22 protein-coding genes and 2 tRNA genes are annotated in these 26,757 nt (G+C 60.7%); 19 read left to right on the plus strand and 5 right to left on the minus strand.

Going from position 1 to position 26,757, the window contains the following annotated elements:
- Positions 1–4 precede the first annotated feature (4 nt).
- The 4 genes from ACGSLL_RS12800 to pdeM all read left to right on the plus strand — a co-directional run bounded on the left by ACGSLL_RS12800 (position 5) and on the right by pdeM (position 5,236).
- A complete protein-coding gene (locus ACGSLL_RS12800) occupies positions 5–1,123 on the plus strand; it encodes a succinylglutamate desuccinylase/aspartoacylase family protein (protein WP_090282092.1) in 1,119 nt (372 codons plus the stop codon).
- A 13-nt stretch (positions 1,124–1,136) separates the two neighbouring features.
- On the plus strand, positions 1,137–1,901 hold the full coding sequence (locus ACGSLL_RS12805) for an ABC transporter ATP-binding protein (protein ID WP_394506299.1): 765 nt from the start codon (positions 1,137–1,139) through the stop codon (positions 1,899–1,901).
- A gap of 192 nt (positions 1,902–2,093) precedes the next feature.
- Entirely contained in the window at positions 2,094–4,583 is a 2,490-nt protein-coding gene (locus ACGSLL_RS12810; protein ID WP_394506301.1) for a ligase-associated DNA damage response DEXH box helicase, read from the plus strand.
- On the plus strand, positions 4,580–5,236 hold the full coding sequence (gene pdeM / locus ACGSLL_RS12815) for a ligase-associated DNA damage response endonuclease PdeM (RefSeq protein ID WP_394506303.1): 657 nt from the start codon (positions 4,580–4,582) through the stop codon (positions 5,234–5,236). The genes ACGSLL_RS12810 and pdeM overlap by 4 nt, the downstream gene beginning before the upstream one ends.
- Positions 5,237–5,266: 30 nt before the next feature.
- Here pdeM and ACGSLL_RS12820 read toward each other — a convergent pair whose 3' ends face one another.
- Positions 5,267–5,476, minus strand: a complete 210-nt coding sequence (locus ACGSLL_RS12820) for a hypothetical protein (protein WP_090282088.1) — start codon at positions 5,474–5,476, stop codon at positions 5,267–5,269.
- A 106-nt stretch (positions 5,477–5,582) separates the two neighbouring features.
- Positions 5,583–6,149 (minus strand): dCTP deaminase, encoded by a 567-nt coding sequence (dcd, locus tag ACGSLL_RS12825; protein ID WP_007940589.1) that lies wholly within the window; start codon positions 6,147–6,149, stop codon positions 5,583–5,585.
- Between the two features lie 355 nt (positions 6,150–6,504).
- On the opposite strand from dcd, the gene ACGSLL_RS12830 reads away from it, so the two are divergent.
- Positions 6,505–6,714, plus strand: coding sequence for a cold-shock protein (locus ACGSLL_RS12830; RefSeq protein ID WP_002554837.1), 210 nt, complete (start codon positions 6,505–6,507; stop codon positions 6,712–6,714).
- 117 nt (positions 6,715–6,831) lie between these two features.
- On the opposite strand, the gene ACGSLL_RS12835 is transcribed toward ACGSLL_RS12830, so the two are convergent.
- The gene (locus ACGSLL_RS12835) at positions 6,832–7,839 is read right to left on the minus strand and encodes a DUF481 domain-containing protein (protein ID WP_394506306.1); all 1,008 of its coding nucleotides are present in this window, start codon (positions 7,837–7,839) and stop codon (positions 6,832–6,834) included.
- Positions 7,840–8,003: 164 nt separating this feature from the next.
- On the opposite strand from ACGSLL_RS12835, the gene ACGSLL_RS12840 reads away from it, so the two are divergent.
- The 4 genes from ACGSLL_RS12840 to ACGSLL_RS12855 all read left to right on the plus strand — a co-directional run bounded on the left by ACGSLL_RS12840 (position 8,004) and on the right by ACGSLL_RS12855 (position 12,782).
- Positions 8,004–8,357, plus strand: coding sequence for an MGMT family protein (locus ACGSLL_RS12840; protein ID WP_394506308.1), 354 nt, complete (start codon positions 8,004–8,006; stop codon positions 8,355–8,357).
- A gap of 43 nt (positions 8,358–8,400) precedes the next feature.
- The gene (locus ACGSLL_RS12845) at positions 8,401–9,966 is read left to right on the plus strand and encodes an AmpG family muropeptide MFS transporter (protein WP_394506310.1); all 1,566 of its coding nucleotides are present in this window, start codon (positions 8,401–8,403) and stop codon (positions 9,964–9,966) included.
- A 129-nt stretch (positions 9,967–10,095) separates the two neighbouring features.
- Positions 10,096–11,811: a proline--tRNA ligase gene (locus ACGSLL_RS12850; RefSeq protein ID WP_394506312.1), complete on the plus strand. Its 1,716-nt coding sequence runs from the start codon at positions 10,096–10,098 to the stop codon at positions 11,809–11,811.
- A 17-nt stretch (positions 11,812–11,828) separates the two neighbouring features.
- Entirely contained in the window at positions 11,829–12,782 is a 954-nt protein-coding gene (locus ACGSLL_RS12855; protein ID WP_394506314.1) for a hypothetical protein, read from the plus strand.
- Positions 12,783–12,876: 94 nt separating this feature from the next.
- Here the strand turns inward: ACGSLL_RS12855 and dinB are convergent, their stop codons facing one another.
- The gene (dinB, locus tag ACGSLL_RS12860; RefSeq protein WP_332762444.1) at positions 12,877–13,938 is read right to left on the minus strand and encodes a DNA polymerase IV; all 1,062 of its coding nucleotides are present in this window, start codon (positions 13,936–13,938) and stop codon (positions 12,877–12,879) included.
- Positions 13,939–14,218: 280 nt separating this feature from the next.
- Between dinB and ACGSLL_RS12865 the strand changes: the two genes are divergently transcribed.
- From ACGSLL_RS12865 to ACGSLL_RS12885, 5 genes are all read left to right on the plus strand, one after another.
- Positions 14,219–14,295: transfer RNA gene (locus ACGSLL_RS12865), tRNA-Met, on the plus strand.
- Between the two features lie 220 nt (positions 14,296–14,515).
- Positions 14,516–14,592, plus strand: a tRNA-Met gene (locus ACGSLL_RS12870).
- 278 nt (positions 14,593–14,870) lie between these two features.
- Positions 14,871–17,510 carry a bifunctional lysylphosphatidylglycerol flippase/synthetase MprF gene (gene mprF, locus ACGSLL_RS12875; RefSeq protein ID WP_394506317.1) on the plus strand — a complete coding sequence of 880 codons (2,640 nt, stop codon included), beginning with the start codon at positions 14,871–14,873 and terminating at the stop codon, positions 17,508–17,510.
- The gene (locus tag ACGSLL_RS12880; RefSeq protein ID WP_394506319.1) at positions 17,510–18,805 is read left to right on the plus strand and encodes a virulence factor family protein; all 1,296 of its coding nucleotides are present in this window, start codon (positions 17,510–17,512) and stop codon (positions 18,803–18,805) included. The genes mprF and ACGSLL_RS12880 overlap by 1 nt, the downstream gene beginning before the upstream one ends.
- Before the next feature lie 520 nt (positions 18,806–19,325).
- The gene (locus ACGSLL_RS12885; RefSeq protein ID WP_394506321.1) at positions 19,326–19,655 is read left to right on the plus strand and encodes a DUF3077 domain-containing protein; all 330 of its coding nucleotides are present in this window, start codon (positions 19,326–19,328) and stop codon (positions 19,653–19,655) included.
- 187 nt (positions 19,656–19,842) lie between these two features.
- On the opposite strand, the gene ACGSLL_RS12890 is transcribed toward ACGSLL_RS12885, so the two are convergent.
- Positions 19,843–21,684 (minus strand): potassium transporter Kup, encoded by a 1,842-nt coding sequence (locus tag ACGSLL_RS12890; protein ID WP_394506496.1) that lies wholly within the window; start codon positions 21,682–21,684, stop codon positions 19,843–19,845.
- Positions 21,685–22,033: 349 nt separating this feature from the next.
- Between ACGSLL_RS12890 and rimO the strand changes: the two genes are divergently transcribed.
- The 5 genes from rimO to ACGSLL_RS12915 all read left to right on the plus strand — a co-directional run bounded on the left by rimO (position 22,034) and on the right by ACGSLL_RS12915 (position 26,622).
- Positions 22,034–23,371: a 30S ribosomal protein S12 methylthiotransferase RimO gene (gene rimO, locus ACGSLL_RS12895; RefSeq protein ID WP_041478077.1), complete on the plus strand. Its 1,338-nt coding sequence runs from the start codon at positions 22,034–22,036 to the stop codon at positions 23,369–23,371.
- 435 nt (positions 23,372–23,806) lie between these two features.
- Entirely contained in the window at positions 23,807–24,280 is a 474-nt protein-coding gene (locus ACGSLL_RS12900; protein WP_394506324.1) for a GNAT family N-acetyltransferase, read from the plus strand.
- A 191-nt stretch (positions 24,281–24,471) separates the two neighbouring features.
- The gene (locus ACGSLL_RS28245) at positions 24,472–25,182 is read left to right on the plus strand and encodes an rRNA pseudouridine synthase (RefSeq protein WP_258450272.1); all 711 of its coding nucleotides are present in this window, start codon (positions 24,472–24,474) and stop codon (positions 25,180–25,182) included.
- A gap of 69 nt (positions 25,183–25,251) precedes the next feature.
- Positions 25,252–25,722 (plus strand): YehS family protein, encoded by a 471-nt coding sequence (locus tag ACGSLL_RS12910; protein ID WP_394506326.1) that lies wholly within the window; start codon positions 25,252–25,254, stop codon positions 25,720–25,722.
- Between the two features lie 129 nt (positions 25,723–25,851).
- On the plus strand, positions 25,852–26,622 hold the full coding sequence (locus tag ACGSLL_RS12915) for an SDR family oxidoreductase (RefSeq protein ID WP_394506328.1): 771 nt from the start codon (positions 25,852–25,854) through the stop codon (positions 26,620–26,622).
- Positions 26,623–26,757 lie beyond the last annotated feature (135 nt).

The raw sequence follows: 26,757 nt of genomic DNA on the forward strand, positions 1-26,757 counted from the left end.
AACAATGCGCCACCTGATTCATGACTTGCTGGCCCCGCTGCCGGGGACCGCACGACAGATTCACAGCTTCCACTTCGGCCCGGAGCAGGCCAAGGGCAAGGTGTATATCCAGTCCTCGCTGCATGCCGACGAATTGCCCGGCATGCTGGTGGCCTGGCACCTCAAGCAACGGCTGGCCGAGCTGGAAGCCGCCGGCCGCCTGCGCAGCGAAATCGTGCTGGTGCCGGTGGCCAATCCGGTCGGCCTCGAGCAAGTGCTGATGGACGTGCCGCTGGGCCGCTACGAGCTGGAGAGCGGGCAGAACTTCAACCGCTGGTTCGTCGACCTCAGCGAGGAAATCGGCAACGCCATCGAAGGCCAGCTCAGCGACGACCCGCAACACAACCTCGAACTGATCCGCGCCAGCCTGCGCGCTGCCCTCGCCCGCCAGACCGCCAGCACGCAACTGCAATCGCAGCGCCTGACCCTGCAACGGCTGGCCTGCGACGCCGACATGGTGCTCGACTTGCACTGCGACTTTGAATCGGTAGTGCACCTTTACACCACGCCGGAAGCCTGGCCGCAGGTCGAACCGCTGGCGCGCTACATCGGTGCGCAGGCGAGCCTGCTCGCCACCGACTCTGGCGGTCAGTCGTTCGACGAATGCTTCACCCTGCTCTGGTGGCAACTCAAGGAGCGCTTCGGCGAACACTTCGAGATTCCGCTGGGCAGTTTCTCGGTCACTGTCGAATTGCGTGGTCAGGGTGACGTCACCCATCCACTGGCCAGCCGCGACTGCCAGGCGCTGATCGATTATCTGATCCAGTTCGATGCGATTGTCGGCGAAACCAAGCCACAACCGTCCTTGCCGTACCCTGCCACGCCGCTGGCCGGCGTCGAACCGGTAACCACTCCGGTGGGCGGCCTGCTGGTGTATACCGCCACCGCCGGGCAGTACCTGGAGGCCGGTCAGCAAATCGCCGAAATCATTGACCCGATCCACGATCGCGTCACCCCCATTCATTGCACCGCCGCGGGCCTGCTGTACGCCCGCTCGCTGCGGCGCATGGCCACTGCCGGCATGGTCATCGCCCACGTCGCGGGCGCTGAAGCCTATCGCAGCGGCTACCTACTTTCGCCTTGAGGATGTTCGTCCCATGTACAAACTGACCGTTGAAGGCCTGCATAAAAGCTATGGCGACCATCAGGTGCTCAAAGGCGTTTCGCTCAAGGCCAGGACCGGCGACGTGATCAGCCTGATCGGCGCCAGCGGCTCGGGCAAAAGCACATTTTTGCGCTGCATCAACTTTCTCGAGCAACCCAACGACGGCGCCATGAGCCTCGATGGCCAGTCGATCCGCATGGTCACCGACCGCCACGGCATGCACGTCGCTGACGCCAACGAGCTGCAGCGCCTGCGCACCCGGTTGGCCATGGTGTTCCAGCATTTCAATCTGTGGAGCCACATGACTGTGCTGGAAAACATCACCATGGCCCCGCGCCGGGTGCTGGGTTGCAGCAAACAGGAAGCCGAGGATCGCGCCCGACGCTATCTGGACAAAGTCGGCTTGCCAGCGCGGGTCGCCGAGCAATACCCGGCGTTTCTCTCCGGTGGCCAGCAACAGCGCGTGGCGATTGCCCGGGCGCTGGCGATGGAACCGGAAGTGATGCTGTTCGACGAACCCACCTCGGCGCTGGACCCGGAACTGGTCGGCGAAGTGCTGAAAGTGATTCAGGGTCTGGCCGAAGAAGGCCGGACGATGATCATGGTTACCCATGAAATGAGTTTTGCGCGCAAGGTGTCGAATCAGGTGCTGTTCCTGCATCAGGGTCTGGTTGAAGAGGAAGGCGCACCAGAGGATGTGCTGGGCAATCCGAAAAGCGAACGGCTGAAGCAATTCCTCAGCGGCAACCTGAAATAACGATCAGTACAAATCCATGTGGGAGCGAGCCTGCTCGCGAAAGCGTCATACCAGTCAATGCATTTGTGACTGATACACCGCTATCGCGAGCAGGCTCGCTCCCACAGGGGATATGCGTCAACCCACAAAGTTAAACTTGTCCCCCCGCTTCGCTGTCTCTGAAAAAACCCCTCCAGAGCGCACGCAGCCGGCATGGCGAAATCCCCCGACCTTGCAAAAACCTGGTTCAGCGCTCGCGGCTGGAAGCCCTTCGCGTTTCAAAAGCAGGTGTGGGCGACGGTGAAAAATGGCGAGTCCGGGCTGCTGCATGCCAGCACCGGTGCCGGTAAAACCTACGCCGTGTGGTTCGCTGCGCTCAACCGCTACGCCCGTGCGCGCGCCGCCGTCGAAACACCGCGCAAACGCAAACCACCCGCCGAACCGCTGACCGTGCTGTGGATCACCCCCATGCGCGCGCTGGCTGCTGACACCGCGCGCGCTTTGCAGACACCGGTCGATGATCTGCAACTGCCCTGGAGCATTGGCCTGCGCACCGGCGACACCAGCAGCAGCGAGCGCGCCCGTCAAGGCCGGCGCCTGCCGACCGCGCTGATCACCACGCCAGAGAGCCTGACCCTGCTGCTCGCCCGCGCCGATGCGCGCACCGCGCTGTCGACCTTGCGCATGATCGTCGTTGACGAATGGCACGAACTGCTCGGCAACAAGCGCGGCGTGCAACTGCAACTGGCCCTCGCCCGCCTGCGCCATTGGCAGCCGGAACTGATCGTCTGGGGTGTTTCCGCCACTCTTGGTAATCAATCCCACGCTGAACAGGTGCTGATCCCACAGGGTGGGGGCGTGAGTGTGCAAGGACAAAGCGAAAAAGCCCTGACCGTCGACACCTTGCTCCCACCGGCCATCGACCGTTTTCCCTGGGCCGGGCACATCGGGCTGAAGATGCTGCCGCAAGTGGTCGCCGAACTGGATGCCTGCGCCAGCAGCCTGGTGTTCACCAACACCCGGGCGCAATCGGAAATCTGGTATCAGGCCCTTCTGGAAGCCCGACCGGACTGGGCCGGGTTGATCGCCTTGCACCACAGCTCGCTGTCGCGCGATACCCGTGACTGGGTCGAACAGGCATTGAAGGACGGTCATCTGAAAGCCGTGGTGTGCACCTCGAGTCTGGATCTGGGCGTGGATTTTCTGCCGGTCGAGCGCGTGCTGCAGATTGGTTCGGCCAAAGGCGTCGCACGCTTGATGCAACGGGCCGGGCGTTCCGGCCACGCCCCGGGGCGCACCTCGCGGGTGACGCTGGTGCCGACCCATAGTCTGGAAATGATCGAAGCAGTGGCCGCCCGCGATGCGGTCGAGCAGCGCCGCATCGAGCCGCGCCTGTCGCCGCACAAGCCTCTGGATGTGCTGGTGCAGCATCTGGTCAGCATGGCCCTTGGCGGTGGGTTTATTCCTGAAGAGTTGTACGAAGAAGTCCGCGGCGCCTGGGCTTATCGCGACCTGACACTGGCTGACTGGGCCTGGGCGCTGGCTTTCGTACGCCATGGCGGCATGTCTCTTACAGCTTATCCGGACTACCGCAGGGTCGAGCCCGACGAACATGGCGTCTGGCGTGTGCCGGATGCGCGTCTGGCGCGGCGCCACCGGATGAGCATCGGCACCATCGTCAGCGATGCGAGCATCAATCTGAAGTTCTGGAGCAAGGGCGGCGGTGGCAAGCAGCTGGGCAGCGTCGAAGAAGGCTTTATCGCCCGGCTTAAACCGGGAGACGGTTTCTTGTTCGCCGGGCGCTTGCTGGAATTGGTGCGCGTGGAAAACATGACCGCCTACGTCAAACGCAGCACCGCGAAAAAAGCCGCCGTGCCACGCTGGAATGGCGGGCGCATGCCGCTTTCCAACGAGCTGGCCGAAGCCGTGGTCAGGCGCTTCACCGCGGCCGCTCAAGGCGAGTTTGCCGGGCCGGAAATGCACGCCTTGCGGCCCTTGCTGGACACGCAGATGCGCTGGTCCGGCCTGCCCACCGCGGAAAATTTGCTGGCCGAGGTACTGAAATCCCGCGAAGGCTGGCACCTGTTCCTCTACCCGTTCGCCGGGCGTCAGGTGCATCTTGGGCTGGCCAGCCTGCTGGCCTGGCGGGTCAGCCAGCGCCAACCTGTGACGTTCTCGATAGCGGTGAATGATTACGGACTGGAACTGCTCAGTGCCACGCCCGTGGATTGGGCTGAACATTTGAATGACGCGCTGTTTAATGCCGATCACCTATTGGCCGACGTGCTGGCCAGCCTCAACGCGGGCGAACTGGCGCTACGGCGCTTTCGCGAGATCGCGCGGATCGCCGGGCTGGTCTTCGCCGGTTATCCCGGCGCGCCGAAAAGCACCCGCCAGGTGCAGGCGTCGAGCGGTTTGTTCTTTCAAGTGTTCAAACAATACGATGCCGACAACCTGCTGCTGGCCCAGGCCGGGGAAGAAGTGTTGCGTGAAGAACTGGATATCGCTCGACTGGAGCAGACCTTGCAGCGGATCAACCGAATGAAACTCGATGTGCATTTGATCAAACGCCCGACACCGCTGGGCTTTCCGTTGTTGGTCGAACGCATGCGGGAAAGCATGAGCTCGGAAAAACTGGCTGACAGGATCAGAAGAATGGTCGGTGATCTGGAAAAAACCGCTGACAACGGCAAGTCGTCGTGAGCGCGGCGTATCCGGTGCGCCTGGCTGGTGAAGAATTGTGGTTGCTGCCGGAGAAAGCCCTGTACTGGCCAGCGCAGGAGGCACTACTGATCGCCGACGTACATTTCGGCAAAGCAGCGGCCTATCGCAGCCTTGGCCAGCCGGTGCCGCACGGCACCACTGCGAGCAATATCGCGGTGATCGATGGATTGCTGGCGAGGCTGCCGTGCCGCCAGTTGATCTTCCTCGGCGACTTTCTCCACGGGCCGGGTTCCCATGCGCCAAATACGCTGAACGCGCTGGCTGAATGGCGAGCGCGGCACGCTGATCTGCCGATGACGCTGATTCGCGGCAATCACGACAAACGCGCGGGGGACCCGCCGGCCTCGCTGAATATTCGCGTGGTGCCAGAACCGCTGCTGCTGGGCCCGTTCGCCTTGCAACATGAACCCGATCCGCATCCCGAACGGCATGTACTCGCCGGCCATGTGCATCCGGTCTATCGACTACACGGTAAAGGGCGGCAGAGCTTGCGCCTGGCCTGTTTCCGGCTGGGCGAGCGCATCAGCCTGATGCCGGCATTCGGTGCGTTCACCGGGGGCTTTCAGGTCGAGCGCGACGAAACCTGCAAAGTCTTTGTGATCGGCGATAACGAAATATGGCCCGTCAGTTAGTCTCTGACGGGCCATACCGGTGACAGAGGATCAGGCGACAGGCGCCGGAGGCGGTTCGTCCGGCAGGGTTGGCTCGCCGGGTTCGGTCGGTTGTTCATTGGGAGTATCGGGATCGGGCTGACCGGGAACTCCGCCAGCCGCACTCAGAGGCGGATGCGCCAACAAGGACCAGGCCAATACGCCAACCTGATTGGGCTCAAGCCTTGCCAGTTCGGCAGTGATTTGCGGATCGATCTTCATAGGGCACTCCTCGGCGAAGGCCCGTTTCGCTGGAAACAAAAACGGGCAGTACACCTCATAGAGTGCCTGCCCGCCAAAGAATTCCCGCGTTCTGTCGGAAGACCGATCAGGTGCGCGGCAGGGTCACGCCACGCTGGCCCTGGTATTTGCCGCCACGGTCCTTATAGGACACTTCGCATTCCTCATCGGATTCGAGGAAGAGCATCTGCGCCACACCTTCGTTGGCGTAGATTTTCGCCGGCAGGTTGGTGGTGTTGGAGAACTCCAGCGTGACGTGGCCTTCCCACTCGGGCTCCAGCGGCGTGACGTTGACAATGATGCCGCAGCGCGCGTAGGTGCTTTTGCCCAGGCAGATGGTCAGCACGTTGCGTGGAATGCGGAAGTATTCGACGGTGCTGGCCAGGGCGAAGGAGTTCGGCGGGATGATGCAGACGTCACTGTGGATGTCGACGAAGCTGCCGGCGTCGAAGTTCTTCGGATCGACAATCGCCGAGTTGATGTTGGTGAACACCTTGAAGTGGTTGGTGCAACGCACATCGTAGCCGTAGCTCGATACGCCGTAGGAAATCACCCGGCTGTCGTCGCTGCCGCGCATCTGGCGCTCGACGAACGGTTCGATCATGCCGTGTTCCTGCGCCATGCGGCGAATCCACTTGTCCGATTTGATGCTCATGGCGGGTTTGTCCTGAATAGCGAGGTGGAAAAATTCTGTCCGGCATCTTACCGGGCGCGCCGCCTCGTTCAAAGTGCGCACTGCAATTCTCGGCGAACACCCTGGAAATACGGGCTGCGGCGACGAACTGTCACACCGCCGATCCCGAAAACACAGAAACCTTTGCAACAAGCATTGGCACGTTCCGGAAAAAGGGTTAAGGTGGCGTCACTGTGTTGCTTGTGTCACTGAGAATCTCTACACGATATGTTGAATTTCGATCCAACCATCTACAAGAATTTTTCCTGCTCTTTGCACTCAGTCTCGGCCAGGGTTCTTCCTGAGTCGCAGTTATCTTTGTTCAAGGAGTTACACCATGTCTAATCGCCAAACCGGTACCGTTAAGTGGTTCAACGATGAAAAAGGCTTCGGCTTCATCACTCCACAATCCGGTGACGACCTGTTCGTTCACTTCAAAGCTATCCAATCCGACGGCTTCAAAAGCCTGAAAGAAGGCCAACAGGTTTCTTTCATCGCTACCCGCGGTCAGAAAGGCATGCAAGCTGAAGAAGTACAAGTTATCTAACTTGTAGCTTCTTTAGAAAAGAGCCCCGCCCTTAAAGCGGGGCTTTTTTGTGGGCGTCTGTTTGGTGCAGGCAAAAAAAATCGCAGCCCGACAACGGCTGCGATTTTTATCGATGACTTACCAGGCCACGCCAAACCCTGCGGTATAGCGGGTCTTGTTCAGATCCGCATCGTTGGTACCGCTGATGATGTCGCGCTCCGCCTTGAGGTTGAGCGAGGCCCAGTCGGTGACCTTGTAGCGCAGGCCCAGTTCGGCATCCAGTGCATAATCGGCCACGCCCGACAGCGGCTTGCCGACTTCACCGTTGGTGAAGAACTCGACTTTCTTGCCAATCAGGTAGCGGTTGTAGTCCCACTTCATGGCGACGGAATAGAAGTTGTCCTTGCTGCCATCGCGGTATTCGTAATCGGTGCGGTTGAGCAATGAGCCCAGCGAGAATGCACCCAACTCATCATCCCAGAACTGATAGCCCGGACCGGTACCGACGACCCGCTGGCGCGCCAGCTCTTCGACGTGATCACGCTTGTAGTTCAGGCGGCCCTGCCAAAACCACTGATCGGTAATGAAGCGGTCGAGGGAATACTCGGCGCGCCAGTTGTTGGTGGTGGTTTCAGCGTCCTGCACTTCGCGGTTGTACTCACCTTCGGCGGTATGGCGCCAGCGACCGTGGCGCGCCGAGGTTTTGAATGCGACGTCGTAGTCATCCGTGTCTTTCTCGGCGCGCTGATAATCCAGCGCCAGATCGACGTTGCCCTTCCACACCAGGTCAGTGACGATCGGCTTGGGCTTGAGGATCTGCTGAATGCTCGCCAGCTCGACGGTTTTCGGCGCGTCACCGTTGGCCAGCGTAACCTTGCCGTCGTCCGCCGCGGTCAGCGACTTGGAGACTTCGCCGGTGTAGGCATCCTGCTTGACCAGCAGGTGCTGCTCGCTCTCCAGGGTCTTGACCTCTTTCCAGTCGATGGTCACCGCACCGGCATACTTGGTCTGGATCAACAGCTTGCCGCCATCGAAGACGCTGATGGTGCCGCTCAACTTGTCACCATTCTTCAACCAGACGGTGTCGGCAAGCAGGGGCGTTGAGGCACTGAAAACAGCTAGGCACAGCAGGGATCTGGAAAACATAGGCGAATCAAGGGCTCAAGTTGTCGGAAAAGGTCGGCATTATCCGTAGGAATAAGACCCTGACAAGGACTGACCGGGCGATTTCCAATGAGTTCATTTCTCAACTGCGCGGCAACGGATTACTCTGAACACCTTGAAAAAGCCCCGGTTCAGGAACCACGCCCGTGACAGCACCCACCGACGCCCATGACAGCGAAGCGCAAATCCGACGCACGGCGCTCTACTCCACCCTTGCGCAGGTGCCCGAGGGCAAAGTGGTCAGCTACGGGCAGTTGGCTGAACTGGCCGGGCTGGGGCGCGCCGCGCGCTGGGTCGGGCGAACCCTGAGTCAGTTGCCCGCCGACACCCGCTTACCATGGCATCGGGTGCTGGGCGCTGGCGGGCGGATCAGCCTGCCCGTGGGCAGCCCGTCCGGTGATGAACAACGGGCGCGACTGCGCCTGGAAGGCATCACCGTCCTGAACAATCGTGTGGATATTCGGCGCCATGGCTGGCGTCCGGTAGAGCACAGCGGTTAGAGTGCGCGCTTTGTTTTCGCAATCTTGAGGCAGACTTCAGCCCATGCCCCGTAAAACCTGGCGCGCCGCGCTCGCCGCCTATGCCAGTCCTTCGACGCTCGTGCTGTTGTTGCTCGGTTTTGCCGCCGGCCTGCCGTACATGCTGGTGTTTTCAACGCTTTCGGTCTGGCTGCGTGAAGCCGGTGTCGCCCGTGAAACGATCGGCTATGCCAGCCTGATCGGTCTGGCCTATGCGTTCAAATGGGTCTGGTCGCCGCTGCTTGACCAATGGCGCCTGCCGTTGCTCGGCAAGCTCGGCCGTCGCCGTTCATGGCTGGTGCTTTCGCAGGCGCTGGTGATTCTCGGGCTGATCGGCATGGGTTTCTGCGACCCACAAAAGCACTTGTCCTGGCTGATCGCGATCGCCGTGGTGGTCGCCTTTGCTTCCGCCACGCAAGACATCGCCGTCGACGCCTATCGCCTGGAAATCGCCGATGACAGCCGGCAAGCGGCCCTCGCCGCCAGCTACATGTCCGGCTACCGCGTCGCCGCCCTGCTCGCCACCGCCGGCGCGTTGTTCTTCGCCGAAGGTTTCGGCTCCACGGGTTTCAACTATAAACATGCAGCCTGGACCGGCACTTATGTGCTGTTCGGTGCGTTGATGGTGCCCGCCCTGCTGACTACGCTGTTCATGCGTGAACCACCCGTACCGTTGCGTACGCAATTGCAGGCCGGGCGTTACACCTTCATGCATCAACTGATGTCGGTATTCGTGCTGATCATCCTGCTGGTATCCGTACCGGCGATGTTCACTCAGCTCTATAACACCGATTTCGCCAGCGTGCTGTTCGGCGACATGAGCCCGCTCGACCTGCTGCTTGAAGACCGCGCGTTTCTGCGTGCAATTCTCTACACCCTGCTGACCGGTCTGTGTCTTTCAGCCATGGGCCGCCGCGGCCTGGCGCCGGTACTCACCCCGGTCAACGACTTCATTTTGCGTTACCGCTGGCAAGCGCTGCTGCTGCTCGGCCTGATCGCCACCTATCGCATGTCGGACACGGTCATGGGCGTCATGGCCAACGTGTTCTATATCGACCAGGGGTTCACCAAGGACCAGATCGCCAGCGTCAGCAAGATTTTCGGCCTGATCATGACCCTTGTCGGTGCCGGCATGGGCGGCCTGCTGATCGTGCGCTTTGGCATCTTGCCAATTCTATTCATTGGCGGTGTAGCCTCGGCGGGAACCAACCTGCTGTTCGTGATGCTCGCTGACATGGGTCCGAATCTGCAGATGCTGGTGGTGACCATCTCGCTGGACAACTTCAGTTCCGGCCTGGCGACCTCAGCGTTCGTGGCCTACCTGTCGAGCCTGACCAACCTGAAGTTCTCGGCCACCCAATACGCCCTGCTCAGCTCCATCATGCTGCTGCTGCCGCGACTGATGGGCGGCTATTCTGGCGTACTGGTGGAAAAGTTCGGCTACCACAGTTTCTTCCTCATCACCGCCCTGCTCGGCGTGCCGACGCTGGTGCTGATCGCGCTGCACTGGTTTCAGGAGAGCCGCCGCGAAGGCCCGACGCCCACGCCCGAGCCCGCACCGACCCCGACCCCGACCGTCGAAGAATCGTAAGACGTTTCGCCGACGGCGGGAGGAATTGCGCCGTCGGACCTCACCAGCGGCCGCACGCCTGTACGTCGACAAAACTCGCCGGTACACTGCTCCGTCATTTCCAGTCAAAGCAACCGACAACGGCCAACCATGCGCACCAGTCAATTTTTGCTCGCCACACAGAAAGAAACGCCTTCCGATGCGGTCGTGATCAGCCACCAGCTGATGCTGCGCGCCGGCATGATCCGTAAACTCGCCTCGGGCCTGTATACCTGGCTGCCCATGGGCCTGCGGGTGATGCGCAAGGTTGAAGCCATCGTTCGCGAAGAAATGAACGCTGCCGGCTCTCTGGAAGTGTTGATGCCGAGCACCCAACCGGCCGAACTGTGGCAGGAATCGGGGCGCTGGGAAGAATACGGCCCTGAGCTGCTGCGCATCAAAGACCGCCATGGTCGCGATTTCTGCGCGGGCCCGACCCACGAAGAAGTGATCACCGATCTGATGCGCAACGAGTTGAGCAGCTACAAGCAGCTGCCGATCAACCTGTATCAGATCCAGACCAAATTCCGTGACGAAATCCGCCCACGCTTCGGCTTGATGCGTGGCCGCGAATTCATCATGAAGGACTCGTACTCCTTCCACGCGGATCAGGCATCGCTGCAGATTACCTATGACCGCATGCATGAAGCCTACTGCAACATCTTCACGCGTCTGGGCCTGAAATTCCGTCCGGTTGAAGCCGACAACGGCTCGATCGGTGGCGCCGGCTCGCACGAGTTCCACGTACTGGCCGAATCCGGCGAAGACGACATCGTCTTCAGCAACGGCTCCGACTACGCGGCGAACATCGAGAAAGCCGAAGCCGTGCCTCGGGAAACTTCGCGTCCGGCGCCGACCGAAGAGCTGCGTCTGGTCGATACGCCAGACACCAAGACCATCGCGGCTCTGGTGGAGAAATTCAATCTGCCGATTGAAAAGACCATCAAGACCCTGATCGTGCGCGCCGAAGAAGAAGGCAAACTGATTGCGCTGGTCGTTCGTGGCGATCACGAACTCAACGAAATCAAGGCCGCCCAGCAGCCTGGCGTGGCCAGCCCGCTGGTCATGGCCACCGATGCCGACCTGCGTGACGCGATTGGCGCCGGCGCCGGTTCGCTCGGCCCGCTGAACCTGCCGCTGCCGATCATCATCGACCGCTCGGTCGAGCTGATGAGCGACTTCGCGATTGGCGCGAACATCGACGACAAGCACTACTTCGGCGTGAACTGGGAACGTGATCTGCCGGTTCCCACCGTCGCTGACCTGCGTAACGTGGTCGCCGGCGATCCAAGCCCCGACGGCAAGGGCACGCTGGAAATCAAGCGCGGCATCGAAGTCGGGCACATCTTCCAGCTGGGCAACAAGTACAGCAAGGCGATGAAGTGCGAAGTGCTGGGCGAGAACGGCAAGCCGGTGACCCTGGAAATGGGTTGCTACGGCATTGGCGTGTCCCGCGTGGTCGCGGCTGCGATCGAGCAGAACAACGATGAAAACGGCATCATCTGGAGCGACACACTGGCGCCGTTCCAGATCGCCCTGGTGCCGCTGCGTTATGAAACCGAGCAAGTGCGCGAAGCCACCGACAAGCTGTACGCCGAACTGACGGCCGCCGGCTTCGAAGTGCTGCTGGACGACCGCGACAAGAAGACCAGCCCGGGCATCAAGTTCGCGGACATGGAGCTGATCGGCATTCCACACCGGATCGTGGTCAGCGACCGCGGCCTCGCCGAAGGCAACCTGGAATACAAGAGTCGTACCGAAGGCGAAGCGCAAGCATTGCCGGTCGCCGACGTACTGTCCTTCCTGCAGGCCCGTATCCGCCGCTGAAACCAGATAGAGACGTCATGTTCAAGCGAAACACCTTAGGCCTCGGTGGCGCCGCCCTGTGCGGCGCCCTGCTGGTCAGCGGCTGCGCCAATCACATGTCGCAGCGCAGCGAGCACGAAGAGCGCGTCGAGCGAAAGCTGCTCGATCACAGCCTGCAGATCGATGTCGGCGAGCCCAAGGTGCTCGAGCTGCCGCAACGACGCGTGAAGATCAACGAGCAAAAGACCTTCGAGGTCACCGAGTTCGAGGTCACTCGGCGTTACGACCGTTACACGCCTTACCAGCCCTGGCGCGAAGTCTATGAGATCCCGCTGGGCGCGGTCGCCGTGGTTGGCGGTGTCGGTGCCAACGTGGTCAATGTGTTTGCGCTGGGCAACCTGCCGGACAGCATGACCAAGGACTGGTTCAGCTACGGTTTCGCCGGTCTCAATCCATTCATGAATGCGCAATCCAACGGGCGCGCGCAGCAGAATCTGGCGGGTATCGACGAAGTCCAGCGCGACAAGCGCACGGAATATTCGAGCCTGCCGTGGAGCGAGCGGCCGGTACAGGTCAAGGCTGGCAAGCAGACTTTCGACATGACCACTGATCGCAACGGCGTACTGCGACTGAACCTGCTCGACAGTCCGTTCGCCGAGAACGATCTGAATCATATCGGCCGCTTGCAGATCAGTGTCGAGGACGCCAAGGACGACGTGCATTCCGATTCAACGTTGATGCTCAGCAGTCACCTGCGTGACAAGTTGCTGGAAGCGCACGGGCTGATTTATGACGACCTCGAAGACGACGAGGTGAGCCAGTGGGTGCACCGGGTCAAACGTCTCTCGGAGCTGGGCCTGGAAGAAGAGGCCAGCGAACTGGAACAAAGCCTGATCGAACTGACGCGCAACGATCCTGAATTGCAGGCTGAGTTTCTCAAGTCGTTGACTCGGGATGCTGGACGCTTGGTGGCGGATCCGGGACCGAATTAAAGCTTTTCGCGAGCAGGCTCGCTCCCACAGAGGAATGCATTCCAAAATGTGAGAGCGAGCCTGCTCGCGAAGGCCGACTTTCAGGCGCGCAAATCTACCGCTCAAACAACTCCATCTGCTCAAACCCGCCGCGCAAATCCTCCAGCCTCACTCCGACCCCAAGCAACCGCACCGGTTTGCCGCCACGATTGAACGCCTGCGTCAGCATCAACTGATAACTGCCCAGATCCCGCCCTGCCCCGGCCTGCTCCAGCGTGGTCTGGGTGAAATCATGGAATTTCACTTTGACGAACGGCTTGCCCGGCCGATAGCTGCTGTCGATCCGCGCCATGCGGGTTTTCAGGGTGTCGAGTAATTCGGGCAACTTGTCGAGACAGCTGCGCAGATCCGGCAGATCAGCGTCGTAGGTATTTTCCACGCTGATCGACTGCCGACGACTGTCGTTGTGCACCAGCCGGTCGTCGATACCCCGGGCAAGATTCCACAGGCGCTCGCCAAAACTGCCGAATTCACGCACCAGCGCCAGCCTTCCCCACTCACGCAAATGTGCGCAATCGACAATGCCGAGTTTACCCAGCTTGTCGGCAGTGACCTTGCCGACGCCGTGCAGCTTGCTCACCGGCAAGCCACTGACAAAATCTTCAACCTGATCCGGCGTAATCACGAACAGGCCGTTGGGTTTCTTCCAGTCGCTGGCGATCTTTGCCAGAAACTTGTTCGGCGCCACGCCAGCAGAAACAGTGATGTGCAATTGATTGGAGACGCGTCGCCGAATGTCCTGGGCGATACGCGTGGCACTGCCGCCAAAATGCGCACTGTCCGATACGTCGAGATAAGCCTCGTCCAGCGACAGCGGCTCGATCAGGTCGGTGTAATCGGCAAAAATCGTATGAATCTCCCTGGACGCTTCGCGGTAGGCATCCATGCGCGGCTTGACGATGGTCAGATCCGGGCACAGCTTCAACGCGTGCCCCGAAGCCATCGCCGAGCGCACACCGTAGGCGCGCGCCTCATAGTTGCAGGTGGCAATCACCCCGCGCCGATCCGCCGAACCACCCACTGCCAAGGGCTTGCCAGCCAGACGCGGGTCATCGCGCATTTCGATGGCGGCATAAAAGCAGTCGCAGTCAATGTGGATGATTTTTCGCTGAGTCATGTCAGAAAAGGGAACGTGGCGAGCCAGACCGGCAGTATCTCACTGACACCTGTATATAGCACCAGTGGTGTTGAATGTTCCTGACCGGCTGTAGGAAACAACCGTTGAATTTAATTTCTCAATCAAACGAAGCCCCCCAATAGAGCCGAAACCCTTGCTGCGCCTGCCCTGCGGGCCGAAAAACTCTCACTGAAAAACGCTAACCAATTGAACCTGAACAGATTTATCCCAATCGGCTGTTGACACATCGGCAAAGCTCTGTAGAATGCCGCCACACAGACGCGGGATGGAGCAGTCTGGTAGCTCGTCGGGCTCATAACCCGAAGGTCGTCGGTTCAAATCCGGCTCCCGCAACCAAACATCAAAAAAGGCTACTCGAAAGAGTGGCCTTTTTTGTGCGCGCCTGTTTTGCAAACAGCCGCCCCTGCTCTCTCCATAGCGAAACGGTAATTCGTTGCATTTCCGAAACTTACGCGCCCCCCCTGCGACCGTTTGCCGCGATTTCGCACTTATTTGGTTCTTTACGGGATTAGCGGTTGACACCTCGCCGTTCGCCTGTAGAATGCCGCCACACAGACGCGGGATGGAGCAGTCTGGTAGCTCGTCGGGCTCATAACCCGAAGGTCGTCGGTTCAAATCCGGCTCCCGCAACCAAACATCAAAAAAGGCTACTCGAAAGAGTGGCCTTTTTTGTATCTGTGGAAAAAGTCCTTTCGCAACAATGAGCTGTCATCGTGCAGTGAATCGTCCAGGATCTCAGGATCGCCGAGTTACGACTATGCTTCAGGTCGCGGACAAGACGCCTGCAATCCATGACTGCCCTCGCCGACACCCGGTGAGAGGCGTAATATTTTGTGATTATTTTTTTCTACAGGGATTGGTAACTTGGCTGGATACCTCCATCCTGTCGCGCACAATCCAAGAGGTGATTGATGCGCGCCAACTCGTCTGATCCACAAGACACCGTCACAGCAGAACAACCGATCAAACCCGAGCGTTTGCGCTGGCTGGATCGGTTAAGCAAATACCGCCAGCCGATCGGTCTGGCCGTGACGTTGCTGCTGTTTGCCATTGCGCTGATTGCCTGTCGCCATCTGCTCGCCGAGCTTGATCTCGACGCGCTGCACGACTCGATTCTCGACGTGCCGAAACCGGCATTGCTCGGCGCCATCGGTGCGACCGTGGTCGGCTTCATCATTCTGCTCGGATATGAATGGTCGGCGAGCCGCTATGCCGGCGTGACCTTGCCACCGCGCATGCTTGCCCTCGGCGGCTTCACCGCGTTTGCGATCGGCAATGCGATTGGCCTGTCGCTGCTGTCGGGCGGCTCGGTCCGTTATCGTTTATATGCACGGCTGGGCGTCGGTGCGTCGGAAGTCGCGCACATGACCCTGTTCGCCAGTCTTTCGCTGGGCTGCGCCTTGCCGCCGCTGGCCGCGCTGGCCACGTTGAGCAACCTGCCCGCCGCTTCGCAAGCACTTGGCCTGTCCGAGGTGTTGCTGGGCTGCGTCGCCGCCGCTGTGCTGATTCTCAGTGCCGTATTGGCGATCGGCATCTATCGCCGCCGCCTGCCGGAACAACCCTACCCCGATAATCTGCTGGTCAGGGCCGGGCGCCGCACCCTGCGCCTGCCCGGCCGGCGCCTGACGCTCCTGCAACTGGTGATCACTGCACTCGACGTCGCAGCTGCTGCCACCGTTCTCTATCTGTTGCTGCCGGAAGCGCCGCCCTTCGCGCCGTTCCTGCTGGTGTACCTGTTGGCGCTGGCCGCCGGTGTGCTCAGCCATGTGCCGGGCGGCGTTGGCGTGTTCGAAGCGATTCTGCTCGCCGCGTTCGCCGACAAACTCGGCGCGGCGCCACTGGCCGCGGCGCTGCTGCTGTATCGCCTGATTTATGTGGTGCTGCCGCTGCTGGTTGCCTGCGTACTGTTGTTGATCAACGAAGGCCAGCGCCTGTTTCAGACCCAGACCATGCGCGCCGCGTCCGGTCTGGCCGCGCCGATTCTGGCGGTGCTGGTGTTTCTCTCCGGCGTGGTGCTGCTGTTTTCCGGCGCCACTCCTGAAATCGACACGCGCCTGGAGCACATCGGCTTTCTGATCCCGCATCGTCTGGTCGACGCCTCGCACTTCGGCGCCAGCCTGATCGGCGTGTTGTGCCTGCTGCTCGCGCAAGGCTTGCGCCGGCGCCTGTCGGCGGCGTGGATGCTGACCACCATTCTGTTGCTGGTCGGCGCCCTGCTCTCGCTGCTCAAGGGCTTCGACTGGGAAGAAGCCACGTTGATGACCCTTACGGCGGCGCTGCTCGGCGTCTTCCGTCGCTCGTTCTACCGCCCGAGTCGCCTGACCGAGTTGCCGTTCTCGCCGCTGTATCTGGTCGCCAGCCTGTGCGTCCTCGGTGCGTCGACGTGGCTACTGCTGTTCGCCTATCAGGACGTGCCGTACAGCCATCAGCTCTGGTGGCAATTCACCCTCGACGCCGATGCCCCGCGCGGCCTGCGTTCGCTGCTCGGCGCTGCCGTGCTGTTGCTGGTGATTGCCTTGACCTGGCTGTTGCGGACCGCACGCCCGGTGATTCATCTGCCGACACCGGACGAACTCGCTCGCGCGGCGAAAATCCTCATGGCGTCGTCGCAACCCGACGGCGGCCTCGCGCTGACCGGTGACAAGGCGTTGCTGTTTCACCCCAACGACGAGGCGTTCCTGATGTACGCCCGCCGTGGCCGTAGTCTGGTGGCCCTGTACGACCCGATCGGCCCGAGCCAGCAACGCGCGGAAATGATCTGGCAGTTCCGTGACCTCTGCGATATCCATCACACCCGTCCGGTGTTCTACCAAGTGCGTGCGGAGAACCTGCCGTACTACATGGACATCGGCCTGACGGCGATCAAGCTGGGCGAAGAGGCCCGGGTCGATCTGCAGCGCTTTGATCTCGAAGCCAAGGGCAAGGAGATGAAGGATCTGCGCTACACCTGGAACCGTGGCACCCGAGATGGTCTGTCGCTGGAAATCCATGAGCCGGGTCAGGCGCCAATGGACGAGCTGAAGGTGATTTCCGATGCCTGGCTGACCGGCAAGAACGTGCGCGAGAAAGGCTTTTCCCTCGGGCGCTTCAGCGACGATTACCTCAAGCATTTCCGCATTGCGGTGATTCGCTTCGAAGGCCGCCCGGTGGCGTTCGCCAACCTGCTCGAGACTTACAGCCACGATCTGGCCAGCCTCGACCTGATGCGTGCGCACCCGGACGCGCCGAAGCTGACCATGGAATTCATGATGGTCGGCCTGATTCAACATTATAAGAGTCACGGATACGCGCGCTTCAGCCTGGGCATGGTGCCGTTGTCGGGGTTGCAACCCCGCCGCGGTGCACCACTGACCCAGCGCCTGGGCTCGATGGTCTTCCGCCGTGGTGAGCAGCTGTACAACTTCCAAGGCTTGCGCCGCTTCAAAGACAAGTTCCAGCCTGACTGGGAACCCCGTTATATGGCCGTGCCCGCCGGACTCGATCCGTTGGTGGCGCTGGCCGATACTGCTGCCCTGATCGCGGGCGGCTTGACTGGATTGGTGAAACGCTGATGATTCAACGCTCCCTGAAGTACATCCTGGCTGCACTGATCGTGCTGGCCGTGATTGCCGGCGGCGGTTTCTGGTACCTCAAACGCCCGGCACCGGAACCGACCCTCGAACAGCTCAAACCGGCCGACGGCGCGGCGATGACCCGAGTAATCCCGGGCAGCAAGCCGAAGGCTCAGGTGCTGGTGGCCGTCACCGACGAGCAGAAGCTCTCCGAGAAACAACTGACCACCCTCAGCCGCAGCGCCTCGGCGCAGATCGTTCAGGTGATTCTGCCCAAGGACTGCCTGCTGCAAAGCCGCGCCCTGCAATCGGGCCTGCGTGAACTGAACGGCCCGGCCACGCTGGTCAGCGGCATCGGCCCGGGCGCGGTATTGGCCTGGCGCTGGCTGGCCGAGCAGAAAAACGACAAGGCTCAAGCCATCTCCGTCGACCTCGCGCTGGAAAAACCCGGCTGCACCCACCTGCTGCCGAAATCCGCCGCCCACGGCCACTGGCTGGTGGCGTGGAACGACAACCCGGATGACGCCAGCGCAGGCTTCGTGCGCGATCAACCGAACGCCGAAACCAGCATCAGCGACTACGACATCAACCTGCCGCAAGTGCTGAATAACGAACTGCGCAAAATCCTCGTCGGCGGCGACAAGGCCAACGGTGGTCTGGCGATCCCGGTGGTCGAAGTGCCGGCCGGTCAGGCCAACGACACGGTGACCCTGTTCCTCTCCGGCGACGGCGGCTGGCGCGATCTCGACCGCGACGTGGCCGGGGAAATGGCCAAGATCGGCTACCCGGTGGTCGGCATCGACACCCTGCGCTACTACTGGCAGCACAAGAGCCCGGAGCAAAGCGCACTGGACCTCACTGAACTGATGCAGCACTACCGGCAGAAATGGGGCACCAAACGCTTCATCCTCACCGGCTACTCCTTCGGCGCTGACGTCCTCCCGGCGATCTACAACCGCCTGCCAGAGAACGAGCAACAGCGCGTCGACGCGATCATCCTGCTGGCCTTCGCCCGCACCGGCAGCTTCGAAATCGAAGTCGAAGGCTGGCTCGGCAACGCCGGCAAAGAAGCCGCCACCGGCCCGGAAATGTCCAAGCTGCCTGCGGCCAAGGTGGTGTGCATCTACGGTGAAGAAGAGACCGACGAGAGTGGCTGCACCGACAAGACTGCTGTTGGCGAGCCGGTGAAATTGCCTGGTGGGCATCACTTCGACGAGAACTACCCGGCGCTGGCCAAGCGGTTGGTGGACTTGATTCAGAAGCGCCAAAGCAAGGACTCGGTCGCCGAAGAGTGATCTGAAGCGCGCCAACAAAAAGCCCCTGCAACTTCACGGTTGCGGGGGCTTTTTACATTCCAGCAACCACCAAAATCCCCTGTGGGAGCGAGCCTGCTCGCGAAAGCGGTGAGGTCAGTTAACAGATTCGTCGACTGACACTACGCCTTCGCGAGCAGGCTCGCTCCCACAGGAAAACAAGTGCCAGGTGTTTACTTTCGTTTACTTCCAGTCTCGCAATATCAGATGACGCCCACAGACCTTGTAGGCAAACTCCGAAACTCTTGTTGGGGCGCTGTGCCGCTCTATTGCGCTGTTTTTTGAAGGGATACTCTCCAGACGTCGCTGACCCATTCAGCGATCGGGTGTGGTAACCCGGAGAAACCATCGCAACAGCCCGCTCCTCGAATTATGGCGGCTGTGCGTGGGACGCTTTCGGGCGTGCCGGTTTCCTTGGTTCCCGGTTTACCACCCTGCGCACAGTTGCCTCCCTTTCGCGTGGTAACGAAAGTCGCGGCACTTCGAACCGAGGAGTAACACGATGCCCGAAACTGACCTGCACGGACTCGCAAACGCTAAAACCATCGGCTTCACCCCTTTCCTCTACCAATCGGATCAAGCGTTCTTCAACGTCCGTTCTGGCATCCCGATCATCGATGCCTTGTCCCGGTCCTCCGACCTGCTATCCCTTGCCAAATCCTTCGCCGAGGACGCCGCCTTCACCAGAGACACCGACCGCCATGCCTGGGCTGCGCATTACCTGACAGTGATGGGCAAAGCCTTGATTGATGATGTGATACAGACACTGATGCCACGACCTGCGCGGACGAAGACCGAATCCGAAACCGAACGGGCTGAACCCACCTCATAACCTTGTGGGAGCTGGCTTGCCAGCGATGGCGATGATTCAGTCGACATTGATTCTGAATGTGCCGGCCTTATCGCTGGCAAGCCAGCTCCCACAGGGTATTTGTTGTGGATTTGAGGTTTATCAGCAGACACAAAAAAGCCCCCGCCAACCACAAGGCCGACGGGGGCTTTTTCAGTTGAGGCGAGGCTTACATCTCCACCTGCGTCCCCAGCTCAATCACCCGATTCAACGGCAAATTAAAGAAGCGCAAATTACCATTAGCATTCTTCAACATGAACGCAAACAACGCCTCGCGCCAACGCGCCATGCCTTCGAGTTTCGAGGCGATCACCGTTTCGCGGCTGAGGAAGTAAGTGGTGCGCATCGGGCTGAAATCCAGATCATCCAGATGACACAACTTCAGCGCCTGCGGCACGTCAGGCTCGTCGGTGAAGCCGAAGTGCAGGATCACCCGGAAGAAGCCTTCGCCGTGCGCTTCGACTTCAAAACGTCGCGATGGCGGTACGCGCGGGATGTCTTCGTAGACCACGGTCAGCAGCACCACCTGCTCATGCAACACCTGGTTATGCAGCAGGTTGTGCAACAGCGCATGCGGCACGGCGTCGGAGCGGGCGGTGAGGAACACGGCGGTGCCCTGTACGCGATGCGGCGGTTGCACGCGGATGCTGCTGATGAAGATCGGCAATGGCAACGCGCCTTCGTCGAGGCGTTCGACCAGCAGCTGCTTGCCGCGCTTCCAGGTGGTCATCAACACGAACAGGGCAATACCGGCGATCACCGGGAAGGCGCCGCCCTGAATGATCTTCGGCACGTTGGCGGCGAAGTACAGGCCATCGACCAACAAGAAGCCCAGCAATACCGGCACCGCGAGGATCGGTGGCCACTTCCACAACAGCAGCATCACGGCGGAGACGAGGATGGTGGTCATCAGCATGGTACCGGTCACCGCCACGCCGTAGGCCGAAGCGAGGGCGCCGGAGGATTCGAAGCCGATCACCAGCAGGACCACGCCAACCATCAGCGCCCAGTTCACCGCGCCGATGTAGATCTGGCCCTGCTCGTCGCTGGAGGTGTGCTGGATGTACATGCGCGGGATATAGCCGAGCTGGATCGCCTGGCGGGTCAGGGAGAACGCGCCGGAAATCACCGCTTGCGAGGCGATCACCGTGGCCAGGGTCGACAGGCCGACCAGCGGAATCAGCGCCCAGCTCGGCGCCAGCAGATAGAACGGGTTGCGCGCCGCGTCGGGGTTGTCCAGCAGCAAAGCGCCCTGCCCGAAATAGTTCAGCACCAGCGCCGGCAGCACCAGCAGAAACCACGCGCGGGCAATCGGCTTGCGGCCGAAGTGGCCCATGTCGGCGTACAGCGCTTCGGCACCGGTCAGCGCCAGCACCACCGCGCCGAGAATCGCCACGCCCATGCCGGTGTGCACCATGAAGAACCGCACCGCCCACGCCGGGTTCAGCGCATGCAGGACTTCCGGCGTGTGGCTGATGCCATATACACCGAGGGCGCCGAGAACGAGGAACCAGGTAACCATGATCGGCCCGAACAGAATGCCGATGCGTGCGGTGCCGTGGCGCTGGATCAGGAACAAAGCAACCAGCACGACCAACGACAGTGGCACGACCCAATGGTCGATGCCATCGAAAGCCAAACCGAGACCTTCAATTGCCGACAGTACCGAGATCGCCGGGGTGATCATGCTGTCGCCATAAAACAGCGCCGCGCCGATCAGGCCGCAGACCACCAGCAAGGAGCGCAATTTGCGCCGATGCCCCGCCGCTCGCCGCGCCAGCGCCGTGAGCGCCATGATCCCGCCCTCGCCCTGGTTGTCGGCGCGCAGCACGAACATCATGTACTTGATCGACACGACCCAGATCAGCGACCAGAAGATCAACGACAGAATGCCGAGCACGCCGTCGTGATTGACCGGCACGCCGTAGCCGCCGGAGAACACTTCCTTGAGGGTGTACAACGGGCTCGTGCCGATGTCGCCGTAAACTACCCCGACCGCCGCGACCAGCATGCTCAGCGGCCTGGAGGCCGAACCCTCGGCGCCTGCCGCATGACTACTTGCCTGACCCATCCAACACTCCTGATCTCAATACCGGCTTCTTCGAATGAAGCACTATGCTTTGTGCTGCAGCATGCGCTGTTTTACCTGTTGTTACAGACGTTTTGTTGACTGCAAGAAATCGGTAAAGCTCAACGGCGCGAAGCATAGCGCAGCACTCGTCGTATTTCCCTGCATAAAGCTGGTCAAGTGCGCTGCCCGCCGCTAGAATTGCGCACTTTTTGATCAGAGGCGCGCCCTAAGCGCCCATCCGTCAGCTGCCGCGCGTGGCCAGCGACGTCACAAAACACCGAGGTTAGACATGTCCACCACTCCTGCGCCGGCCAATCCAAAGGTTGGCTTTGTATCTCTGGGTTGCCCGAAAGCACTGGTCGACTCCGAGCGCATCCTGACCCAGCTGCGCATGGAAGGCTATGACGTGGTGTCCACTTACCAGGACGCCGACGTGGTGGTGGTCAACACCTGCGGTTTCATCGACTCGGCCAAGGCGGAGTCGCTGGAAGTCATCGGTGAAGCGATCAAGGAAAACGGCAAGGTGATCGTCACCGGTTGCATGGGCGTGGAAGAAGGCAATATCCGCAACGTGCACCCGAGCGTGCTGGCCGTAACCGGTCCGCAGCAGTACGAGCAAGTGGTCAACGCCGTGCACGAAGTAGTGCCGCCGCGTCAGGACCACAACCCGCTGATCGATCTGGTGCCGCCGCAAGGCATCAAGCTGACCCCGCGTCACTACGCGTACCTGAAGATTTCCGAAGGCTGTAACCACAGTTGCTCGTTCTGCATCATCCCGTCGATGCGCGGCAAACTGGTCAGCCGCCCGGTTGGTGACGTGCTCGACGAAGCCCAGCGCCTGGTCAAGTCCGGCGTAAAGGAGCTGCTGGTGATCTCGCAGGACACCAGCGCCTACGGCGTCGACGTGAAATACCGCACCGGTTTCTGGAACGGCGCGCCGGTGAAAACCCGCATGACCGAGCTGTGCGAAGCGCTGAGCACCCTCGGCGTCTGGGTCCGTCTGCACTACGTTTACCCGTACCCACACGTCGACGAGCTGATCCCGCTGATGGCCGCCGGCAAGATCCTGCCGTACCTGGACATCCCGTTCCAGCACGCCAGCCCGAAAGTCCTCAAGTCGATGAAACGCCCGGCGTTCGAAGACAAGACCCTGGCGCGGATCAAGAACTGGCGCGAGATCTGCCCGGACCTGATCATCCGTTCGACCTTCATCGTCGGCTTCCCGGGCGAAACCGAAGAAGACTTCCAGTACCTGCTGAACTGGCTGACCGAAGCGCAACTCGACCGCGTCGGCTGCTTCCAGTACTCGCCGGTGGACGGTGCTCCGGCCAACGATCTGGACCTGGAAGTGGTGCCGGACGATGTCAAACAGGACCGTTGGGAGCGTTTCATGGCGCACCAGCAAGCCATCAGTTCGGCCCGCCTGCAAATGCGCATCGGCCGTGAAATCGAAGTGCTGGTGGATGAAGTCGACGAGCAAGGCGCGGTTGGCCGTTGCTTCTTCGATGCGCCGGAAATCGACGGTAACGTGTTTATCGACAATGGCAGCAACCTGAAGCCGGGCGACAAGGTCTGGTGCAAGGTGACGGATGCTGACGAATATGATCTGTGGGCTGAGCAGATCTGATCTGAACATCAAAAGCCCCTCACCCTAGCCCTCTCCCAGAGGGAGAGGGGACTGATCGAGGTATTCTTCAGAATGAAGCCGACTTGAAATATCGAGTCGAACTCAGGCTTTGAACAGCACGAAGATCAGCTCCCTTCCCCCTCGCCCCCATGGGGGAGAGGGGACTGATCGAGGTACTCTTCAGAATGACTTCGACTTGGAATATCGAGTCGAACTCAGGCTTGAACAGTACGAAGATCAGCTCCCTTCCCCCTCGCCCCCTCTGGGGGAGAGGGTTGGGGTGAGGGGGAGAGATCTTGCTGGCGACAGAAATAGCCAGCCAGACACCGCAACAAATCCAAAAAGCCCCGCTCTTTTTATAAGTTGCGGGGCTTTTTTGCGGCTATCGTTTAGCGGGGGACGGACTCCCTTGAAACGTACAAGAGGCACACGCACATGCGTCAGCATTCGGTCATCCACACACCGAAAATCAGCGATTACGAAGAACTGACCCGGGTCTGGGAGGCCTCGGTCCGTGCAACTCATCAGTTCCTGCCGGACAGCTACATCGAGCTGTTGCGCAACCTGGTCCTCACCCGTTATCTGGATGCGGTGATGCTGATCTGCACCAAAGACGCTCAGCAGCGCATCACCGGATTTGCCGGGGTTGCGGCGGGCAAGATTGAAATGCTGTTTATCGACCCAGCCCATCGCGGTCAAGGGCTGGGCAAGCAATTGCTCCGGTATGCGATCGAACGGCTCAACGCCGATGAACTCGACGTCAATGAGCAGAACCCGCAAGCCTTGGGCTTTTATGAAAAGCAGGGCTTCGAGGTGATTGGCCGCTCCGAGGTCGATGGCATGGGCCAGCCGTATCCGCTGCTGCATATGCGCTTGCGGCAGTCCCAGCAGCGCTCAAGCAACGGCTGACACGCCATGAACCCCCTGTGGGAGCGAGCCTGCTCGCGAATGCGGTGTACCAGTCACTACACACATAGACTGGCAGGACGCCTTCGCGAGCAGGCTCGCTCCCACATTGAATACAGCGCCTGCAAATGGAACCGGGCTTAACCGGCGCCACACAGGTACAATGCTCACCCCTTTTTTGTTACGGCCCTGTCATGACTGACCCGATTCGCCTCTCCAAACGCCTCATCGAACTGGTCGGTTGCTCCCGCCGGGAGGCCGAGCTGTTCATCGAGGGCGGCTGGGTCACCGTGGACGGCGAAGTCATTGATGAGCCGCAATTCAAGGTCGGCGAGCAAAAGGTCGAGCTCGACAAGGACGCCAAGGCCACTGCGCCGGAGCCGGTGACCATTCTGCTCAACGCGCCGGCCGGCATGGACGTTGAAACCGCCATGCAATCGCTCAGCGCCGAAACCCTCAGCGAAGAACACCGCTACAGCAAACGTCCGCTTCGCGGGCACTTCCTGCGCCTGACCGCCAGCGCCGATCTGCAGCCCAGGGCCAGTGGTCTGCTGGTGTTCACCCAGGACTGGAAAATCCTGCGCAAGCTCACCGCCGACGCGGCGAAGATCGAGCAGGAATACGTGGTCGAAGTCGAAGGTGAGATGGTCGCCCACGGCCTCAATCGCCTGCAGCACGGCCTGACCCACAAGGGCAAGGAACTGCCGCCGGTCAAGGCCAGCTGGCAGAACGAAAACCGCCTGCGCTTCGCCATGAAAAACCCGCAACCGGGGATCATCGCGCAGTTCTGCGAAGCGGTCGGCCTGAAAGTCGTCGGCATCCGTCGCATCCGCATCGGCGGCGTGTCAATCGGCAAGGTCCCGGTCGGCCAATGGCGCTACCTGTCCGGCAAAGAGAAGTTCTGACGCTTTCCCGCCGCCACACATCTCGGCAGCGCCCGTGAGCGCTGCCCACCACGCATCAGGAATACCGACATGGTTCATAACGACGTACTGCGCAGCGTGCGCTACATGCTCGACATCAGCGACAAGAAGGTTGTCGAAATCATCAAACTCGGCGGCATGGACGTAGCGCTCGCCGACGTAGTGACCTGGCTCGACAAAAAGGAAGAAGACGAAGAAGGTTTCGTGCGCTGCCCGGACGAAGTTATCGCCCACTTCCTCGACGGTCTGGTGATCTTCAAGCGCGGCAAGGACGAAAGCCGTCCGCCGCAGCCAATCGAAGTGCCGGTGACCAACAACATCATCCTGAAAAAACTGCGTGTAGCCTTCGAACTGAAAGAAGACGACATGCACGCGATCCTCAAGGCCGCTGACTTTCCGGTATCCAAGCCTGAGCTGAGCGCGCTGTTCCGCAAGGTCGGCCACACCAACTATCGCCCGTGTGGCGACCAGTTGCTGCGTAATTTCCTCAAGGGCCTGACCCTGCGCGTCCGCCCTGCCTGATGCCCTTGTACGGTGGCGACGGATAGTCGCCGCCGCAACGCATGACCGTTCATTCCCTGCAAAAATAATGGCTCCGCTTTTCGCGGCTGACGACTAGGGTGTACTGATCCCTAATCTTCAGGACTCGCCATGCATCCTTACTTCTCCCTGCAAGGCCGCACCGCTCTGGTGACCGGCGGCACCCGTGGTATCGGCAAGATGATCGCCAAGGCCTTCGTCGAGGCCGGCGCCCGTGTTTACGTCTGCTCCCGCGACGCTGAAGCCTGCCATCAAACCGCCGACGAACTCGGCGCCTTGGGCATCTGCCAAGGCGTGGCGGCGAATCTGGCGACCGAGGAAGGTGTGCAGGAACTGGCTGCGCGCCTGGGCGAGCAGATCACGCACCTGGACATTCTGGTGAACAACGCCGGCACGACCTGGGGCGCGCCGCTTGAAAGTTACCCGGTCAAGGGCTGGGAAAAAGTCATGCAACTCAACGTGACGTCGGTGTTCAGTTGCATCCAGCAATTTCTGCCGTTGCTGCGCAAGGCCGGCTCGGCGGCGAATCCGGCGCGGATCATCAATATCGGTTCGGTGGCGGGGATTTCTTCGTTTGGTGAGCAGGCATATGCCTATGGGCCGAGTAAAGCAGCGCTGCATCAGTTATCGCGGATTCTGGCGCGCGAACTGGTCAGCCAGCACATCAACGTCAACGTGATCGCGCCGGGGCGATTTCCGAGCAAGATGACCCAGCATATCGGCAACGATGAGCAGGCGCTGGCCGAGGACACGGCCCTGATTCCGATGAAGCGCTGGGGACGAGAGGAAGAGATGGCGGCGTTGGCGATCAGCCTGGCGAGTACGGCCGGGGCTTACATGACCGGCAATATCATTCCGCTGGATGGTGGGTTCAGCCTCTGACATTGGCGGTGCGGCCTTCGCGAGCAGGCTCGCTCCCACGTTGGACCTGTGTCATGCACACAATCCCTGTGGGAGCGAGCCTGCTCGCGAAGAGGCCCTCCTTACCAGCACCAGACTTGAGGTTGAACGGGTTAT

The sequence above is a fragment of the Pseudomonas retamae genome (assembly GCF_043496865.1).
GTDB lineage: Bacteria > Pseudomonadota > Gammaproteobacteria > Pseudomonadales > Pseudomonadaceae > Aquipseudomonas > Aquipseudomonas retamae.